Source organism: Tabrizicola sp. TH137 (genome assembly GCF_002855575.1).
Classification (GTDB): Bacteria; Pseudomonadota; Alphaproteobacteria; order Rhodobacterales; family Rhodobacteraceae; genus Paragemmobacter.
Window position 1 is genome coordinate 462,156 of sequence record NZ_PKRQ01000004.1, and the last position, 18,366, is coordinate 480,521.

Annotated in this window: 17 protein-coding genes and 1 tRNA gene; 11 read left to right on the top strand and 7 right to left on the bottom strand. The window is 64.7% G+C overall.

The window, feature by feature from the left end:
* Nucleotides 1-18: 18 nt before the first annotated feature.
* The 3 genes from C0V75_RS14935 to hmgA are packed head-to-tail and all read right to left on the bottom strand — an operon-like array spanning nucleotide 19 to nucleotide 3,645.
* Nucleotides 19-969 (bottom strand): MBL fold metallo-hydrolase, encoded by a 951-nt coding sequence (locus C0V75_RS14935; protein ID WP_101921737.1) that lies wholly within the window; start codon nucleotides 967-969, stop codon nucleotides 19-21.
* A gap of 11 nt (nucleotides 970-980) precedes the next feature.
* A complete protein-coding gene (gene fahA / locus C0V75_RS14940; RefSeq protein ID WP_101921738.1) occupies nucleotides 981-2,234 on the bottom strand; it encodes a fumarylacetoacetase in 1,254 nt (417 codons plus the stop codon).
* A gap of 55 nt (nucleotides 2,235-2,289) precedes the next feature.
* Complete coding sequence (gene hmgA, locus C0V75_RS14945) at nucleotides 2,290-3,645, bottom strand: homogentisate 1,2-dioxygenase (protein ID WP_101921739.1); 1,356 nt, start codon at nucleotides 3,643-3,645, stop codon at nucleotides 2,290-2,292.
* A gap of 116 nt (nucleotides 3,646-3,761) precedes the next feature.
* Between hmgA and maiA the strand changes: the two genes are divergently transcribed.
* A complete protein-coding gene (gene maiA / locus C0V75_RS14950; protein WP_101921740.1) occupies nucleotides 3,762-4,400 on the top strand; it encodes a maleylacetoacetate isomerase in 639 nt (212 codons plus the stop codon).
* A gap of 49 nt (nucleotides 4,401-4,449) precedes the next feature.
* Nucleotides 4,450-4,917: a MarR family winged helix-turn-helix transcriptional regulator gene (locus C0V75_RS14955; RefSeq protein ID WP_101921741.1), complete on the top strand. Its 468-nt coding sequence runs from the start codon at nucleotides 4,450-4,452 to the stop codon at nucleotides 4,915-4,917.
* On the opposite strand, the gene hppD is transcribed toward C0V75_RS14955, so the two are convergent.
* Nucleotides 4,914-6,011, bottom strand: a complete 1,098-nt coding sequence (hppD, locus tag C0V75_RS14960) for a 4-hydroxyphenylpyruvate dioxygenase (protein ID WP_101921742.1) — start codon at nucleotides 6,009-6,011, stop codon at nucleotides 4,914-4,916. The two genes, C0V75_RS14955 and hppD, sit on opposite strands and share 4 nt — an antisense overlap.
* 139 nt (nucleotides 6,012-6,150) lie before the next feature.
* Here hppD and C0V75_RS14965 point away from each other — a divergent pair, with 139 nt between their 5' ends.
* Nucleotides 6,151-6,603 (top strand): Lrp/AsnC family transcriptional regulator, encoded by a 453-nt coding sequence (locus tag C0V75_RS14965; protein ID WP_101921743.1) that lies wholly within the window; start codon nucleotides 6,151-6,153, stop codon nucleotides 6,601-6,603.
* Nucleotides 6,604-6,874: 271 nt separating this feature from the next.
* Nucleotides 6,875-7,528 carry an isopropylmalate isomerase gene (locus tag C0V75_RS14970; protein WP_101921744.1) on the top strand — a complete coding sequence of 218 codons (654 nt, stop codon included), beginning with the start codon at nucleotides 6,875-6,877 and terminating at the stop codon, nucleotides 7,526-7,528.
* Between the two features lie 30 nt (nucleotides 7,529-7,558).
* Here C0V75_RS14970 and C0V75_RS14975 read toward each other — a convergent pair whose 3' ends face one another.
* Both C0V75_RS14975 and C0V75_RS14980 read right to left on the bottom strand, forming a co-directional pair.
* Nucleotides 7,559-8,803 carry an L-rhamnose isomerase gene (locus C0V75_RS14975; RefSeq protein ID WP_101921745.1) on the bottom strand — a complete coding sequence of 415 codons (1,245 nt, stop codon included), beginning with the start codon at nucleotides 8,801-8,803 and terminating at the stop codon, nucleotides 7,559-7,561.
* Between the two features lie 29 nt (nucleotides 8,804-8,832).
* Nucleotides 8,833-10,929, bottom strand: coding sequence for a bifunctional rhamnulose-1-phosphate aldolase/short-chain dehydrogenase (locus C0V75_RS14980; RefSeq protein ID WP_216821463.1), 2,097 nt, complete (start codon nucleotides 10,927-10,929; stop codon nucleotides 8,833-8,835).
* A 165-nt stretch (nucleotides 10,930-11,094) separates the two neighbouring features.
* Here C0V75_RS14980 and C0V75_RS14985 point away from each other — a divergent pair, with 165 nt between their 5' ends.
* From C0V75_RS14985 to C0V75_RS15015, 7 genes are read left to right on the top strand one after another with little or no spacing between them, the layout of a single operon-like run.
* A complete protein-coding gene (locus C0V75_RS14985) occupies nucleotides 11,095-11,907 on the top strand; it encodes a DeoR/GlpR family DNA-binding transcription regulator (RefSeq protein WP_101921747.1) in 813 nt (270 codons plus the stop codon).
* 38 nt (nucleotides 11,908-11,945) lie between these two features.
* Nucleotides 11,946-12,938 (top strand): rhamnose ABC transporter substrate-binding protein, encoded by a 993-nt coding sequence (gene rhaS / locus C0V75_RS14990; protein ID WP_101921748.1) that lies wholly within the window; start codon nucleotides 11,946-11,948, stop codon nucleotides 12,936-12,938.
* A gap of 53 nt (nucleotides 12,939-12,991) precedes the next feature.
* Nucleotides 12,992-14,494, top strand: a complete 1,503-nt coding sequence (locus C0V75_RS14995; protein WP_101921749.1) for a sugar ABC transporter ATP-binding protein — start codon at nucleotides 12,992-12,994, stop codon at nucleotides 14,492-14,494.
* Entirely contained in the window at nucleotides 14,491-15,456 is a 966-nt protein-coding gene (locus C0V75_RS15000; RefSeq protein ID WP_101921750.1) for an ABC transporter permease, read from the top strand. Before C0V75_RS14995 ends, C0V75_RS15000 begins: the two co-directional genes overlap by 4 nt.
* Nucleotides 15,453-16,436, top strand: a complete 984-nt coding sequence (locus C0V75_RS15005; protein ID WP_101921751.1) for an ABC transporter permease — start codon at nucleotides 15,453-15,455, stop codon at nucleotides 16,434-16,436. Before C0V75_RS15000 ends, C0V75_RS15005 begins: the two co-directional genes overlap by 4 nt.
* Nucleotides 16,436-16,750: an L-rhamnose mutarotase gene (gene rhaM, locus C0V75_RS15010; RefSeq protein WP_216821464.1), complete on the top strand. Its 315-nt coding sequence runs from the start codon at nucleotides 16,436-16,438 to the stop codon at nucleotides 16,748-16,750. The genes C0V75_RS15005 and rhaM overlap by 1 nt, the downstream gene beginning before the upstream one ends.
* Nucleotides 16,747-18,111 (top strand): FGGY-family carbohydrate kinase, encoded by a 1,365-nt coding sequence (locus tag C0V75_RS15015; RefSeq protein ID WP_101921753.1) that lies wholly within the window; start codon nucleotides 16,747-16,749, stop codon nucleotides 18,109-18,111. The genes rhaM and C0V75_RS15015 overlap by 4 nt, the downstream gene beginning before the upstream one ends.
* A 158-nt stretch (nucleotides 18,112-18,269) precedes the next feature.
* Here the strand turns inward: C0V75_RS15015 and C0V75_RS15020 are convergent.
* Nucleotides 18,270-18,346 (bottom strand) — tRNA-Met (locus tag C0V75_RS15020).
* Between the last annotated feature and the right edge of the window lie 20 nt (nucleotides 18,347-18,366).

Here is an 18,366-nt window from a genome sequence, read left to right on the forward strand (position 1 = left end):
CCTCCCTGATCCTGCCGTTCAGCCCTGGAGCGCCGCCCACATGTCAAGATCGCGCTGGGCGGTCCAGATGCGGGGATGGGCGATGCCGCGCGCCTCGTCATAGGCGCGGGCGACGTTGAAGGGCAGGCAATGTTCGTAGATGGCGTAGTCCCTGAACTTCGGATCGCATTCGGCGCGGACGGCGTCCCATGCTTCCTTGAGCGATCCGCCCCGTGCCGCGATGCGGGCGACCGGGCGATAGGTGGAGTCGACGAAATCCTTCGTCCGATCGAGCGCGGCATTGACCGCCTCTTGGCCGATGACGGCATCGCCCCGGCCCGGCGCTATGGCAGCAAGGTCATAGGCGCGGATCGCTTCGAGCGTGTTGCCCCAGTCGGCGAAATGGCCGTCGCCGCAGTAGCAGGCGGAATGCGCCTCGACAATATCTCCGGTGAACATGACGTTCTGGTCAGGCACATGGATGACCGCATCGCCGGCGGTATGGGCGCGGCCAAGCTGAAGGATATCCACCCGGCGCTTGCCCAGCCAGACCGACATCCTGCCATTGAAGGTGGTGGTGGGCCAGGTCAGGCCGGGGATGCCTTCATGGCCCTGGAAGAGACGGGGAAAGCGTTGGAATTCGCTGTCCCAATCTTCCTGCCCACGTTCGGCGACCATGTTCCGGGCGGCTTCGGACATGATGATCTGCGGCGCGCGGAAGGCGGAGGCACCGAGCACGCGGACGGCATGGTAATGGGTCAGGACGACATGGCTGATGGGTTTGTCGGTGACGCTGCGGATGCAGTCGATCACCTTCTGCGCGAGGCGCGGGGTGGCCTGCGCCTCGACCACCATGACGCTGTCATCGCCGATGATGACGCCGCTGTTCGGATCGCCTTCGGCGGTGAAGGCGTAGAGCCCTTCGCCGATTTCGGTGAAGCTGATCTTCTTTTCCGCGAGATCGCCCTGCGAGGCGAAAGCCTTGGCCATGGTCCTGGTCCTTATCGTGCGTAGGGATCGGCGAGGGCGGGGATCACTTTCCCGACGCATTCGCCGAAGCCGATGGTGTAGCCCGCGCCACGGCATTGGCCGCGCAGGGTGAGGGTGTCGTTGTCTTCGATGAAGCTGCGGGTTCCGCCGGTGATGGCGATGGGTTCCTTGCCGCCCCAGGAGAGTTCCAGAAGGCTGCCGCGGCTGTCCTTCGTCGGGCCGGAGATCGTGCCGGACCCGAGGAGATCGCCGGTGTTCATCGCGCAGCCGCTTGTCGTGTGGTGGGCCAATTGCTGCGCGGCGGAATAATACATCTCGGCATAGTTGGTGCGGGCGATCACGGTTTCGGTGCCGCCCTCGGGCTGCAAGGCCACTTCGAGCGCGATGTCATAGAGCATCGGCCCGGGTTCGTGCAGATAGGGGAGAAGCGGCACCTCGCGGGCGGGGGTCGGGGTGCGGAAGGGTTCCAGCGCCGCCTTCATCACGATCCATGGGCTGATGGTGGTGGCGGTCGCCTTGGCCTGGAAGGGGCCGAGCGGCTGGTATTCCCAGGCCTGGATATCGCGCGCCGACCAGTCGTTGAGCAGGACATAGCCGAAGATCATCGCATCGGCCTCGGCCACGGTGACGGGGCCTTCGGATGGGGTGCCGACCACCGCGCCGAGTTCGAGTTCGATGTCGAAGCGGCGGGAGGGTTGGAAGGCGGGGACGGGATGATCCGGCCCCTTCACCTGCCCCCAGGGGCGGCGCACATCGGTGCCGGAGACCACGACCGAGGAGGCGCGGCCGTTATAGCCGATCGGGATGTGCAGCCAGTTGGGCGGAAGCGCATTCTCGGCCCCCCGGAACATGGTGCCGACATTTGTGGCATGGTGTCGGCCAGCATAGAAATCGGTGTATTCGCTGACGAGGAAGGGCATGTGAAGCGCGACCTGCGACAGCGGGTGGAGAAAGGGTTCCACCGCCGCCCGTTCGGCGGCGCCTTCGGCGAGAAGTGCAGTCAGGCGGGCGCGCAGGGCGTGCCAGACGGCGGGGCCGGCCGCCATCACCTCGTTCCAGAACGGCACGCCGAGGAGCGGTGCGCCATCGAGGGTGAGAAGCCCCTCTTCCTCCAGACCTGTCACGTCGAGGACGAAAGTGCCGATGGCGATGCCGCAGCGCGGTTCATCTTCGCCCAGCGAGAACACCCCGCAGGGCAGGTTGTTGAGGGGAAAGGGGCAATCGGCGGCATTCGCGCTTTGCACCCAAGACCGGATCAGGCCCATCTGCCTTCCTTCATTGATCTTTCAGAACCATCGGGGGGCCTTGAGGCCTGGCCCGTCACTTCACGCCGGGTGTGCCGTCGAATTTCTTGGAAAGGCTGTCCCAGCAGTCGATGTAGTCATCCTGGAGCGGGGCCGATTTCGCCGCCCATTCCGTCAGATGCTGCGGGAAGCGGGTTTCGAACATGAAGCTCATGGTTTCGTCGAGCTTTTCGGGCTTCAGCTCGGCGTTCGAGGCGCCTTCGAAGGCGTTGCGGTCGGGCCCGTGGGGCAACATGCAGTTGTGCAGCGACATGCCGCCCGGGACGAAACCCTTCGGCTTGGCGTCGTAGATGCCGTAGATATTGCCCATCAGTTCGGACATGACGTTCTTGTGGTACCACGGCGGGCGGAAGGAGTTTTCGGCCACGAGCCAGCGTTCGCGGAACAGGACGAAGTCGATATTCGCCGTTCCTTCAAGGCCGGAGGGCGCGGTCAGGACCGTGAAGATCGACGGATCGGGATGGTCGAAGAGGATCGCCCCGACGGGCGAGTAGGTGCGCAGGTCATATTTGAAGGGCGCATAGTTGCCGTGCCAGGCCACCACGTCGAGCGGGCTGTGGCCGATGCGGGTGCGATGGAACTGGCCGCACCACTTGAGGATGACGGTGGAGGGGGTTTCGCGATCCTCGAAGGCGGCGACCGGTGTCTTGAAGTCGCGCGGGTTCGCCAGGCAGTTCGCGCCGATGGGGCCGCGGTTCGGCAGGGTGAAGGGAACACCATAGTTTTCGCAGACGAAGCCGCGGGCGGGGCCTTCCAGCACCTCGACCCGATAGACGAGACCGCGCGGGAGGATGGCGATTTCCTTCGGCTCCAGGTCGATGATGCCGAGTTCGGTGCAGAAGCGCAGGCGGCCTTCCTGCGGGACGACGAGCAATTCGCCATCGGCGGAGTAGAAATACTCATCCTGCATGGATCGGGTGACGAGGTAGATATGCGAGGCCATCCCCGTCTGCGTGTTCACGTCCCCGGCAGTTGTGACGGTGCGCATCCCGGTGACCCAGGTGAGGTCTTCCTGTGCATGCGGGATCGGATCCCATCTGTATTGCCCAAGGGAGATCACGTCGGGCAGGACATGCGGTGCGGATTTCCACAGGGGCATGTCGATCCGTTCGAAGCGGGTCGTGTGCTTCACGCTGGGGCGGATGCGGTAGCACCAGGTCCGTTCGGGATGCGGCTTGGTGAAGGCCGATCCGGATAGCTGTTCGGCATAGAGGCCGTAGGCGCATTTCTGCGGGGAGTTCTGCCCCTGCGGCAGGGCACCGGGGAGCGCCTCGGTTTCGAAATCATTGCCGAAGCCCGGCATGTAGCCTTCGTGTAGGCCGCTGGTGTTGACGGCGCGGATCATGCCTGCGGGAAGGCTGTTGCTGGTCATGGGGTCCTCCTGCGTTCGCGGCCCTGCCGGGTGGTTGAGTCCCAGTAATAGTTGCAATCGCAACCAAGTCAAGCTAAAGCTGAGTATGGGGCGTCCCTTTGCGAAAGGTGGAACCGATGCGGGAACGGATCGTCTTGCAGGACTACTGGCGGTCCTCTTCGGCCTATCGGGTGCGGATTGCGCTGAACCTGCTGGGGCTGCGCTATGAGTCCGTGCCGGTTGACCTTGTGGCGGGCGCGCAGCGGAGTGCGGCGCATCTTGAGGCCAGCCCGCAGGGACTCGTTCCCGTGCTGGAGATCGACGGGGTGCGGCTGACGCAATCGCTGGCGATCATCGAGTACCTGGACGAGACGCGGAAGGCGGGCTTTCTGCCGTCCGAACCGGTGGCGCGGGCCCGTGCGCGCGCCCTGGCCCATGCCATCGCGATGGAGACGCAGCCCGTCTGCAACCTGCGCGTGGCACGGCATGCGGTCAGTCTGGGGGGAACCGCCACCATGGAAGGGTGGATGGCGCATTTCATTGCGCTGGGGTTGCAGGGTTTCGAGGGGCTTCTGGCGCAGGGGCCGGAGACGGCGTTCTGCCATGGCGAAGGTCCGGGTTTGGCCGATCTTTGCCTTGTCCCGCAGGTCTATAATGCCCGGCGGTGGGGGGTGGATCTGACGGCATTTCCCCGGCTTTTGGCGATTGCCGAACGGGCAGAGGCATTGCCAGCCTTTGCGGCGGCCCATCCCGACCGTGTCAGGCCGGCGGGATGACAGGGACGGCCGGCTGTGGCAGGGTCCGCGGAACAGAAGGACCGTAGCGATGGCCGAAGGCAAGCGACCCGCCGATTTTGATCTTGAACAGTTCCTGCCCTATCTTTTGAACCAGGCGGCGGAAGCCACGTCGAAATCCTTTCATGCCACCTACAAGGCGACCTATGGCATGACGCGGACGCAATGGCGTGTGCTGGCCAATCTGGGCAAGTTCGGCTCCATGACCGCGCGCGACATCTGCCTGATCAGCCATATCGAAAAGACCAAGGTCAGCCGTGCGGTTTCGGGTCTGGAGGAGGATGGTCTGCTGTCACGCGCGACCAGCCCGCAGGACCGGCGCGCGGAGATCCTGTCCCTGACGGAGCGTGGCCGCGAGGTCTTTGCCGATCTGGGGCAGCGGGCGCTGGCCTATGACATGGCCCTGCGGGCGCAGATCGGGCCAGAGATGGCGGCGCAGCTTGACGGTCTGCTGCGCCGGATCATCGCGGATGGCCCGGCCGGAGGCGGCGAGGACTAGGACGCCTTGAGCACGCCGCGTTCGATCTGATCGTGTTCGATGCTTTCGAAGAGGGCGCGGAAATTGCCCTCGCCGAAACCGTCATCCCCCTTGCGCTGGATGAATTCGAAGAAGATCGGGCCGATCACCGTCTTGGAGAAGATTTGCAGGAGGATGCGCGTCTCGCCACCATCGACCACGCCTTCCCCGTCGATGAGGATGCCGTGGCGGGCGAGGTCTTCGATCGGTTCCTCATGGCCGGCGACGCGCGATTTCGACAGGGTGTAATAGGCCATCGGCGGTTTGGGCATGAAGGTCAGGCCACGGGCGGCGATGGCGTCGGTGGCGCTGTAGATGTCGTTGCAGCCCACGGCGATGTGCTGGATCCCTTCGCCCTTGTAGCGCTTGAGATATTCCACGATCTGGCCGGTTTCGCCGCGATCCTCGTTGATCGGGATGCGGATGCGGCCGCAGGGCGAGGTGAGCGCCCGGCTGTAGAGGCCGGTATACTTTCCCTCGATGTCGAAGAAGCGGATCTGGCGGAAGTTGAACAGGCGGCTGTAGAAGTCGAACCACGTGTCCATGTTGCCCTTGAAGACATTGTGGGTGAGGTGGTCGAGATAGTGGAAACCGACCCCCGCAGGCTTAGGCGCAGCGATGAAGTCGAAGGCATCGGCATAGGGATTGGCGCCGCTGCCGTAGCAGTCGGTGAAATAGATCAGGGACCCGCCGATCCCCACAATGGCCGGCCAGTCCAGCGTCTTGTCCGCGCCGGTATAGGGCGTTGCGCCGTTCCTGACCGCATGGTCGAAGGCGTGTTTGGCATCGACAACGCGCCAACCCATGGCGGGGGCACAGGGACCGTGTTCCTGAACGAAGCGATGGGCATGGCTGCCGGGTTCTTCGGTGAGGATGTAGGTGATGTCGCCCTGCTGCCAGAGTTCGATGGCCTTGGTCTTGTGGCGGGCGGTCAGGGTGAAGCCCATGCGCGTGAAGAGGGCGCGGGCCTCGTCCGGCTGGGGATGGGCGAATTCGACGAATTCGAAACCGTCCGTCCCGGCGGGGTTCGCCTCGGTGATCGCGGCGCGCGGGGCATCATGCGGAAAAGGTCCCATCCCTGACTCCTTCGGAGGATCTTGATGATGAAAGCGTCGCATGGTGCGCGGGCGATGGGTGCGCAAAGTTGTGGTGGGATTTCGTGTTTCATGCGCGTAAACTGCATAGGTCTGCCAGAGCATGCGGAGTTTTTACAGGATGGATTCGATTGACGCGCGTCTGCTGGCAGAGCTTCAGCGGCGCGCAGATATCACGGCGCAGGAGTTGGGCGATGTGCTGAACCTGTCGCCCAGCCAGGCCGCCCGCCGCCGTGCGCGGCTGGAGGCGGAGGGGGTGATCGCAGGCTACCGGGCGCGGCTTGATCCGGGGAAGCTGGGCCTTGCGGTGCAGGCCTTCGTGCAGGTTCAGATGGCGGCGCATAGCAGCGACAACGCGGCGAGCTTTGTCCGCCTCGTGGGCACTCTGCCGGAGGTGGTGGGATGCTGGACCCTGACGGGCGAGGCGGATTACCTGCTGCGGGTCTGGGTAAGCGACCTGCCGGCCCTGAACCGGCTGATCCACCATCGTCTGCTGCCGCACCCGGCCGTCGCGCGGGTGCAGAGCCAGATCGTGATGGATCAGCCCAAGGCGGATGCGGGATTGCCGATCTGACGGCATCGGGGATGGCCCCTGCGGTCTAGGCGTCACAAGGCGCGAGGTCTGCGCCGTGAGAGCGGTCAGGACGGCGGCAGGCCTGGCCGGTGCATCGACGCCATAGATGCCCCTGCCCCGCAGGATGACAGCCTTCGGTGCTGGGGACAGCATGATTTTCGGTTCCACCACCGACGGTGCGTGGCGATGAGTTCCGCCGCCCGACGGACATGCAGATTGCCGAAGGCAAGTTGGTGTTTCAACTTTCCTTTTGCCGGAGCAGCCTCGCGGGATGGACCCTGTGAACCTGTCAGATCTGGCCGGATGCGTTGACCAGAGCTGGTCACCTGTGATCGGCGACCCAACCTTTATGGGCTGGTTCACCGTCCTGTGCTATTTCACCGCCTCTTTTGCCAGCTTTTTCGCCGGTTGGGTGCGCCTGCGGGACAAGAGGGTGTGGTTCCTTCTGGGGATTTTTCTGCTCCTTCTCGGGGTGAACAAGCAGCTCGACCTCCAGTCCGCCCTGACGGCGGTAGGGCGCTGTCTGGCGCATATCCAGGGGTGGTATGACCAGCGTCGCGTGATGCAGAGCGCCTTCATCCTCACGCTTCTCTGCGTTTCCGCCGTGGTTATGGTGATCGCGCTCTTCCGGTTGCGCCGGAGCCTGCACCGTGTGGGTCTGGCTCTGCTCGGCTTTGGTTTTCTGGTGACGTTCGTGGCTGTTCGGGCCGTGGGTTTTCACCACTTCGATCAGTTCATCAGCGCTTACACGGATATTGGAATACGGATGAACTGGCTGATGGAACTGGGCGGGATCGGCCTGATCCTGGTCAATGCGGTCGCCGCCATCAGGGGACGGCGGAAGCGGCAACGTGACCCGCATGGCGCGAGCCTGCCCTACAGCCGCAGGGACTTGCGTTCATCCTACCCATCGGAAGACGTTTGAGCGACGTGGGGGGCGGCGGCTGAGGCCCCGTCAGCCGCGCCCGGCCACCTTGGCCTGATAGGCCGCCAGATCGTCGATCAGCGCCGCCCCGCCTGGCACACCGGCCCGGTCGCAGAATTCGGCCCAGACGGCGGCGAAGGGCAGGTCCTTCGCCTCTTCCGTCAGCAGAAGCCGTGTCGTGTGGTCCAGCCCCGCCTCCACCGCCTTCAACCGCGCCTGCGGCAGGAGCAGCGCGCGCAACAGCGCCTTCTGCATGTTCCTGACCCCGATCACCCAGGCCGCCGTCCGGCTGATCGTGGCGTCAAAGTAATCCAGCCCGATCCGCGCCCGCGGCAGAAGCCCGGCAAAGACCAGCTCCTGCGCCATCGCCAGCACATCGTCATTCAGCAGGATCACATGGTCGCTGTCCCAGCGCATCGGGCGCGACACATGCAGCAGAATGTCCTGCACCGCAAAGGCGACCGAGGAAAGTTTGTCTGCCACGCTCTCTGTCGGGTGGAAATGCCCCATGTCGAGGCAGAGCGCGACCGCTTTCTTCGTCGCATAGGCCAGGTAGAATTCATGGCTGCCCACGGTGCAGGCCTCCACCCCGATCCCGAACAGCTTTGATTCCACTGCGTCGATCAGATGTGCCCGGTCATGCCCCGGCGCCAGCATCGCATCGAGCGAGGCCCACAGCCGTTCCCGCGCCGCCATCCGGTCCACCGGAATGTCCTTGAAGCCATCGGGAACCCAGATGTTGTTGACGCAGGCGCTGCCCAGTTCCGCCCCGATCCGCGCGGCGATGGCGCGGCTGCGGCGGCCATGATCCACCCAGAAATCCCGGATGCCTGCGTCCGGGTGGCTGAGCGTCAGGTTGTCGTCAGCCTTGGGATGGGCAAAGAAGGTGGGGTTGAAATCGAGGCCGATCCCCCTGTCCTTCGCCCAATCCACCCAAGGCGTGAAATGGCGGTATTCGATCTGGTCGCGGTCGGGCCGTTCGGCCGTGTCCATGTAGAAGGCGTGCAGGTTCAGCCGATGCCGCCCCGGGATGCGCGAAAAGGCGAAATCCAGATCGGCTCGCAATTCGTCGGGCGTGCGGGCGCGGCCGGGATGGTTGCCCGTGGCCTGGATCCCGCCCCCCGACGCGGCAGAGAGTTTCTCGAACCCCCGCACGTCATCGCCTTGCCAGCAATGCACCGAAATCGCGATGCCCGACAGCGCGGCAATCGCTGCCTCGGAATCCACGCCCCATTCGGCAAAGGCCGCGCGGGCCAGATCATAGGCTTTGGTCATGGCATTCCTCCCCCCGTCCCCACGCCGCCTCAGCGGGTGAAGGCCTCCTTGTTGCCGGCGTCCACGTTCAGGATGTTCCCCGTCGACTTCGCCGACAGGTCCGAGGCCAGGAAAAACACCCCCTCTGCAATATCCTCCGGCAGCACCGACCGTTTCAGCAGGGATCGCTGGCGATACATCTCTTCCAGCCCTTCCTTGTCGGTCTTGTAGGTGGCGGCGCGCTGGTCCAGCCATTCGCCCGACCAGATCTTCGACCCGCGCAGCACCGCATCCGGGTTCACCACATTGACGCGGATGCCCGCATCTGCCCCTTCCAGGGCAAGGCAGCGCGCCAAATGGATTTCCGCCGCCTTGGCCGTGCAATAGGCTGATGCATTGGGGCTGGCCGCCAGCCCGTTCTTCGACGCGACAAAGACCACCGACCCGCCGATCCCCTGCACCCGCAACAGGCGGAAGGCCTCGCGGCTGACAAGGAAATACCCGGTGGACAGGATGTCCATATTGCGGTTCCACAGCGCCAGCGTCGTCTGTTCCACCGGCGCGCTGGAGGCGATGCCCGCATTGGACACAAGAATATCCACGCCGCCGAATTCCACCGCGATCTCGGCATAGGCGGCCTCCACCGCCGCCTCCTTCGTCACATCCATCTGGACGGTCCGCACCACATCGCGCCCATGCCGTTTCGCCAGCGCCTCGCCTGTGGCCTTCAACGCATCGGCATCCACATCGGCCAGCATCACGCAGGCCCCTTCGCCCAGCAGTCGCTCTGCCGTGGCAGACCCGATGCCGCCCGCACCGCCCGTCACCAGCGCCACGCGGCCGGCAAGGCTTTTCGGTTTCGGCATCCGTTGCAGTTTCGCCTCTTCCAGCAGCCAGTATTCGATGTCGAAGGCCTCTTGCTCTGGCAGGCCCTGATAGGTGGAAACGCCCGAGGCGCCGCGCATGACGTTGATGGCGTTCACATAGAATTCGCCCGAAATCCGCGCCGTCGCCTTGTCCAGCGCAAAGGTGATCATCCCGACGCCCGGCACCAGATAGACCACCGCATTCGGGTCCCGCAGGGCGGGGCTGTCGGGATGCTTGCAGCGGTCGTGATAGGCCGCGTAATCGGCGCGGTAGGCCTCCACCGCCGGGGCAAGACTGGCCAAGGTCGCCTCCACATCCGGCTTCGCGGGGTCAAAGGCCACGACCAGCGGAGCGATCTTCGTCCGCAGGAAATGATCGGGGCAAGAGGTGCCCATCGGCGCCAGCGTCTCCAGCATGGCGGAACCGAGGAATTCCAGCACCGCAGGCGAATCGTCGAAATGCCCGACCTTGTGCCGCTCCTTCGAAATCATCCCCCGGATTGCGGGCATCAGCCGCGCCGCCACCGCGCGACGCTCCTCTGCCGCCAGCGTGGGCCGCACCTGCCCGCCAAAGGCCGGCTTGCCCGCCGTCTTCGCCTCCAGCCAATCCGCCGCCGTGTTGATGACCTCCAGCGTCGTCAGATAGCAGTCCTTCGCATCATCCGCCCAGGTGAACAGCCCGTGGCTTTCCAGCACGCAGCCGCGCGCATTCGGGTTTTCCACCGCGAATTTCTCCAGCCACAACCCAAGCTCGAAACCGGGCCGTTTCCACGGCAGCCAGCCGATGGACTCGCCAAAAATCTCCGCCGTCAGGGCCTTGGAATTGACCGATGCCGCAATCGCGATGATCGCATCGGAATGCACATGGTCCACATGCTTGCGCGGCACAAAGGCATGCAAGGGCGTGTCGATCGACGCCGCGCGCGGGTTCAGGTTGAAGGTGCAATGGGGCAGATACCCCACCATTTCATCCTCGAAGGCCAGCCCGCGATAGATGCCCTTCAGCGCGCGCAGCTTTTCCATGTAAAGCGTGGAAAACCCGTCCATCTTCATGGACCCGATATCCCCGCCCGAACCCTTGACCCACAGCACCTCGACCATTCCGCCGGTCAGGGGGTCACGCTCCATCACCTTGGCGCTGGTGTTGCCGCCGCCGTAGTTCGTCACCCGCTTGTCCGACCCCAGAAGGTTCGACCGATAGAGCAGCTTTTCCGACTCGCTCATCCCCGATGCGCGGGCATCATCCCACAGGTTTTCCAGACGGTTACCCGCTGCGGTCATGGCCATTCCTCCCTCGGTCCTTGTTGCAAATGTGCCGAAGGCCCCGCGAAAGTCAATCATTAACGATCAAGTTCAATCATGCTGCAATGCAGAATGAACACACTTGATCGAAATTGATTGACACTGAGCGATTCCGGTGGAAACCTTCATTGCAGGGAGGACGGCATGCACGAAAGCGAACGGCACAGGATCATTCTGTCTGCGATCGAGGGGCGGCCCGTCGTGACCGTGGCCGATCTTGTGACGCTGACTGGCGCATCCGAGGCGACGATCCGCCGCGACATCGCCGCGCTGCATGTGCAGAAGAAGCTTCGCCGCGTGCGGGGCGGGGCGGAATCCATCGCCCCCGCGCAGTTCGTAGGCATCAATGCCCGCCCCTTCAGCGTGAACGAAGGCATCCGTCTGGCCGAGAAACGCGCCATCGCCCGCGCGGCGGTGGAACTGGTCGGCGATGGCGAAGCGATCATCATCAACGGCGGGACCACCACCTTCCAGATGGTGCATCCCCTGTCCACGAAGCGCTGTCAGGTCTTTACCAACAGCTTTCCCATCGCGGACCACCTGCTGAAGCATTCCAAGAACACGGTCCTTCTGCCCGCTGGCGCGATCTACCGCGAACAGAACATCATCCTGTCGCCCTTCGAAGAGGATGGCAGCCGCCATTTCTACGCCCGCCGCATGTTCATGGGCTGCCGCGGCCTCGGCCCGCTGGGCCTGATGGAGGGCGATCCCCTGCTGGTGCAGGCGGAACAGAAGCTTATCGGTCAGGCGGACGAACTCATCGTCCTGGCCGACAGTTCCAAATTCGCCGCGCGGTCGAGCCTGCTGCTCTGCCCGCTGAAGCGGATCCACACCGTGATCACGGATGAAGGCATCACCGACCGCGATGCTGCCATGCTGGAGGCGGCAGAGGTCAGGTTGATCGTGGCGCGCATCGGTGCCGCGGACAGGACGGAGGACCGTCTCGGCGAAGGTTGAGGCGGAGTGAAGAAAAGACCGCTCATAGGGAGGACAAAATGAGCATCTGGAAGAAGGCACTTGCAACGGCGGCGGTGGCAACCGCGCTGATGACGACAACCGCCGCGGCTGAAAACGTGAAGATCGCGCTGGTGGTCAAGGCGCTGGGGATCGGCTTCTTCGAGGCCGCCGCCAAGGGCGCGGAAGAGGCCGCCAAGGAACTGGGCGATGTGGAAATCATCTATACCGGCCCAACCGACACCACAGCCGAAGGCCAGATCGAGGTGATCAACAGCCTCATCGCGCAGGGCGTCAACGCCATCGCCGTGTCGGCCAATGACAAGGACGCGCTGGTCCCCACGCTGCAAAAGGCGATGGAACGCGGCATCACCGTCATCTCGTGGGACTCGGGCGTTGCTGCCGAAGGCCGCATGATGCACCTGAACCCGTCGTCCAACGCGCTGATCGGCAACACGATCATCAAGCTGGCCGCCGACCACCTGCCCGAAGGCGGCGACGTGGCGATCCTGTCGGCCTCGGCCACTGCCACAAACCAGAACATCTGGATTGAAGAGGCCAAGAAGGTGCTGCCGAACTATCCGGGCATCAACCTCGTCGCCACCGTCTATGGTGACGACCTTGCCGACAAATCCTACCGCGAAGCGCAGGGTCTGATGGCCACCTACCCGAACCTCAAGGCGATCATCGCGCCGACGACGGTGGGCATCCTTGCCGCCTCGCAGGCTGTGACCGATGCCGGCAAGATCGGCGAGATCAACGTGACGGGCCTTGGCCTGCCGTCGGAAATGGCGGGGGCAGTGGCTTCGGGCGCGACCAAATCCTTCGCGATCTGGAACCCCATCGACCTCGGCTATGCCGCGACGATGATTTCCTACAACCTCGTCAAGGGCAACGCCAAGGCCGAACCCGGCGCCGAAATCGGCATGGGCCGCATGGGTGCCGCCAAGCTGGACGATGGCAACGAAGCCGCCATGTCTGACCCCTTCACCTACGACTCGTCGAACATCGACCAGTTCAAGTCGATCTTCTGATCGGCACGCTCCGGGCGGATGCTCCCCCGCCCGGAGCCCTTTTCCTCACGGACATGATGATGCAACCCGTCCTCCGCCTGCGCGGCATTTCCAAGTCATTCCCGGGCGTCAAGGCGCTGTCGGATGTGCAGCTTGACCTCTATCCCGGTCAGGTCACCGCGCTGATCGGCGAGAATGGCGCGGGCAAGTCAACCATCGTCAAGGTCCTGACCGGCATCTACCAGCCCGATGCCGGCACCATCGAAATCGACGGCCGCGCCGCGCGCTTTCCTTCTGCCGATGCCGCCGCACAGGCGGGCGTCACCGCGATCCATCAGGAGACCGTCCTCTTCGACGAATTGTCGGTGGCGGAGAATATATGGCTGGGCCACGCGCCCCGTGGCCGCTTTGGCCTGATCAACCGCGCCGCCATGCGCGATGGCGCGCGCCGCCTGCTGGACGGGATCGGCGCGAAGATCGACCCCGACGCACGACTGGGCGATCTTGGCATCGCCTCGCGCCATATGGTCGCCATCGCCCGCGCCCTGTCGATCGAGGCGCGGGTCGTGATCCTTGACGAACCCACCGCCGCCCTGTCGCACAAGGAGATCCAGGAGCTTTACGAGCTGGTCGAAACGCTCAAGGCGCAGGGCAAGGCGATCCTCTTCATTTCGCACAAGTTCGATGAAATCTTCCGTATTGCCGACCGCTACACCGTCTTTCGCGACGGGCAATTCGTGGGCGAAGGCGCGATGGCCGAGGTGAACGAAGGCCAGCTTGTGCAGATGATGGTCGGCCGTTCCGTCGACCAGATCTTCCCGGTTCGAGACCGCAACATCGGCGCGCCGGTGCTGACCGTTTCGGGCTACAGCCACCCCACCGAATTTGCCGATATCGGTTTCACCCTGCATCGCGGGGAAATCCTTGGCTTCTACGGCCTTGTCGGGGCCGGGCGGTCCGAGGTGATGCAGGCCCTGTTCGGCATTACCACACCCTCCAAAGGCGCATGCAAGATCGCAGGCCAGGTCCGCGTCATCCGCTCTACCGCCGAGGCGGTGGAGGCAGGCATCGTCTATGTCCCCGAAGATCGCGGTCGGCAGGGCGCGGTGAAGGGGCTGCCCATCTTCCAGAACGTCACGCTTCCGTCGCTGGGCGCGGTCAGCCGGGCGGGCTTCCTTCGGATGGCTGACGAATTCAGCCTGGCACGCGACTATACCCAGCGGCTCGATCTGCGGGCGGCGGCGCTGGATCAGGATGTGGGGCTTCTGTCGGGCGGCAACCAGCAGAAGGTCGTCATCGCCAAATGGCTGGCCACGAAGCCCCGCGTGATCATCCTCGACGAACCCACCAAGGGCATCGACATCGGATCAAAGGCCGCCGTCCATGCCTTCATGGCCGAACTGGCCGCGCAGGGCCTGGCCATCATCATGGTCAGCAGCGAAATCCCCGAGGTTCTTGGCATGTCCGACCGCGTCATCGTCATGCGTGAAGGCCGCATCGTGGACGAGGTGGCGGGGGATCGCATGACGCCCGAAACGCTCGTCCGCGCGGCGGCGGGATTGGCGGTGGCGGCATGAAACTCCTGCGCCAGCGCGAGACGCTCCTCGCCCTTGTCATCCTTGCCAGCATCGCGGTGATCGCCACCCGCTTCCCGGCCTTCGTGACCCCGCACAACCTGGCCAATGTGTTCAATGACACCTCGCCGCTGATCCTGCTCGCCATCGGGCAGATGATCGTGATCCTGACGAAATGCATCGACCTGTCGGTGGCGGCGAACCTTGCGCTGACGGGAATGGTGGCCGCGCTGATGAACGGAGCAGGAGTGCCCCTGCCGCTGATCCTGTTGACGGTGGTCGCGCTGGGCGCGGTGCTGGGGGCCGTGAACGGGCTGCTGGTGTGGAAAGTGGGCATCCCTTCCATCGTGGTGACGCTGGGCACCATGACCATCTATCGCGGCGTGATCTTCCTGATGACCGATGGCAAATGGGTCAACGCACATGAGATGACCGATGCCTTCAAGGCCCTGCCGCGCCATGTGATCCTTGGCCTGCCGGTGATGGGCTGGGTCGCCATCGCGATGATCCTGATCTTCGCCGTGGTCCTGACCCGCACCGCCCTTGGCCGCGCCTTCTATGCCGTGGGCGGCAATCCCCATGCGGCGGTCTATGCGGGCATTGACGTGGGGCGCACGCAGTTCTGGGCCTTCGTCATCTCGGGCGCGCTGGCGGGGCTGACCGGATACCTCTGGGTCGCGCGCTATGCCGTGGCCTATGTCGATGTGGCGGGCGGGTTCGAGCTGGATGTCGTCGCCGCCTGCGTCATCGGCGGCATCGCCATCGCGGGCGGGGCGGGCAGCATCTGGGGTGCACTGCTGGGCGCGCTATTTCTTGGCGTGATCAAGAACGCGCTGCCCGTCGTCGGCATCTCGCCCTTCTGGCAGATGGCGATTTCCGGCACGGCCATCGTCCTTGCCGTCGCTTTCAACGCCGCGCAAAGCCGCCCCAAGGGCCGCATCATCCTGAGGGAGGCCAGCCAGTGACGACCCCCGCACCCCCTCGCCTGATCCCCGACCGGCTGCACGGCCGCACCACCCGCGCCCTGCGGTCCTGGGAAGCGATCCTTGTTGCCGTGGCCATCGCCGTCTTCATCGCCAACAGCTTCCTGTCGCCCTATTTCCTGAATGCCTGGAACCTGTCCGACGCGACCTTCAACTTTACCGAAAAGGCGCTCATCGCCTTTGCGATGGCTATGCTCATCATCGCGGGCGAAATCGACCTCTCCGTCGCCTCGATCATCGCGCTGGCCTCTACCGCGATGGGCCTTGCCATGACGGCGGGGGCTGGTGTGCCGGTCATCGTCGCCACTGGCATTGCCACCGGGGTGATCTGCGGGGCGATCAACGGCTTTCTCGTGGCGGGTCTCGGCCTGCCCTCCATCGTCGTGACAATCGGCACGATGAGCCTGTTCCGCGGCGTGGCCTTCATCGTGCTGGGCGATCAGGCCTTCACCGGCTATCCGCCGGGGCTGGCCTATTTCGGGCAGGGCTATGTCTGGTGGGTGATCAGCTTCGAACTTGTCCTGTTCGCCCTCTGCGCCGTGATCTACTGGGCGCTTCTGCACCGCACCACCTTTGGCCGTGCCGTCTATGCCATCGGCAACAATGCCACGGCGGCGCAATTCTCGGGCATCCGCGTCGCCCGCGTGCGCTTCATCCTCTTCCTGCTGACGGGCCTGATGTCCGGCATCGCGGCGGTCTGCCTGACCTCGCGGCTCGGCTCCACCCGCCCCTCCATCGCCACGGGATGGGAGTTGGAGGTGGTCACCATGGTCGTCCTCGGCGGGGTGAATATTCTGGGCGGGTCGGGCACCATTCCGGGCGTCGTTCTGGCGGCGATCATCATGGGGCTTGTGACCTTCGGCTTCGGCCTGCTGAATGTGCCGGGGATCGTGATGTCGATCTTCCTCGGCGCGCTGCTGATCGGCGTCATCGCCCTGCCACGGCTGATGCGGAGGAAATGATGGAGAAATTCGCCTTCAAGATGCACCTCAACCCCGGGATGGAAGAGGAATACCGCCGCCGGCATGACGAGATCTGGCCCGAACTGGTGGCCCTGCTGAAGGATGCCGGGGTGCAGGATTACTCCATCCATCTGGACCCCGAGACGAACATCCTCTTCGGCGTCCTCTGGCGGCGCAAGGAGCATGGCATGGACGCGCTGCCCGCCCATCCGGTGATGCAGCGGTGGTGGGCGCATATGTCCGACATCATGGCATCGCATCCGAACAACGAACCCGTGGCCGTGCCGCTGGTGCCGGTCTTTCACATGCCATGACAGACCCGCGCTTTGTCGCCGTCATCGACATCGGCAAGACCAATACGAAACTCGCGCTGGTCGATCTGGCCTCGGGCGCCGAGGTGGCAGTGGAAACCACGCCCAATCGGGTGCAGCCCGGCCCGCCCTGGCCGCATTTCGACTCGGAGGCGCAATGGGCCTTCCTGTCAGGCGCGATGCGGCGTCTGGCCGCCACCCATCGCATCGACGCCATTTCGGTGACGACGCATGGCGCCTGCGCGGCCTTCCTTACCGCCGATGGCCGCCTTGCCGCTCCGGTGATGGATTACGAATTCACCGGCACTGACAGCACCCGCGCCGCTTATGACCGCCTTCGCCCCTCCTTTGCCGAAACCGGCAGCCCGGCCCTGCCGAGGGGCCTGAACCTTGGCGCGCAACTGCATCACGCGCTTATTGCCGATCCCGGCCTTGCCGACCGCTGCGCGCATGTCGTGACCTGGCCACAATACTGGGGATTCCGCCTGACCGGAGCCCTGGCCTGCGACCTGTCCTCGCTGGGCTGCCACACCGATCTGTGGAACCCGGGGGCCGGCGCATGGTCCAGCCTTCCCGCAGCCCTTGGCCTTGCCGGAAAGATGGCCCCGCCCCGCCGCCCGGACGAGGTGCTGGGAACCCTGACCCCGACGCTCCAGGCGGAATGGGGCATCGGCCCCGTTCCCGTTGCCGTCGGCATCCATGACAGCAACGCCTCACTCCTGCCGCATCTGCGGGCGCGCAAGGCCCCCTTCGCCGTCGTCTCCACCGGGACATGGGTCATCTGTATGGCCATCGGCGGCAATCCCGCCCCGCTCGACCCCGCCCGCGACACGCTGGTCAATGTCGCCGCGACCGGCCAGCCCGTCCCCTCGGCCCGCTTCATGGGTGGGCGCGAACATGACCTGATCCGCGCGGGCAGTATCGCGCCTGGGCATGCAGAGGATGTCGCTGCCGTCCTGTCGCGCGGCGTGATGCTGCTGCCCGCCGTGGTGCCTGACAGCGGCCCTTTCGCAGGCCTCACCCACCGCTGGATGGCACCCCCGGAAACCGAAGGCGAAACCGCCGTCGCCCTCGACTTTTACCTCGCCCTCATGGCGGCGGAATGCCTCTCGCTCATCGCAGCCGAAGGCCCGGCGCTGGTGGAAGGTCCCTTCTCGGCCAATCCGCGATTCCTCGCCATGCTCTCCACAGCGACCGACCGCGAGGTCATCCCCTCCCGCGCCCGCACTGGTACGGCGCTGGGCGCGGCGCTGCTCTTCTCGCAGGACGCCCCGGCCACTGCGCCGGACGAGGTGACGAGGCCCGACCCTGGCCTGCGCTCTTATGCACAGGCTTGGCGGCACGCCGTCGCCGCCTCCGGCTGACTGCGGTTGGGCGCAAGATTTCCATCGAGCTTGACCCTTTTGGCAGGAAGCTCACAGCCTGGCAGAAGACCACGCTTGGGGGGCCACGTAGTGAGCCTACAAATGCAAAAAGCGCCCCGTGGGGCGCCGTGCATATAACTTATGAGAATGGAAGGTTCTGGTTGCGGGGGCAGGATTTGAACCTGCGGCCTTCAGGTTATGAGCCTGACGAGCTACCGGGCTGCTCCACCCCGCGTCACTTGTTGTCTGACTTGG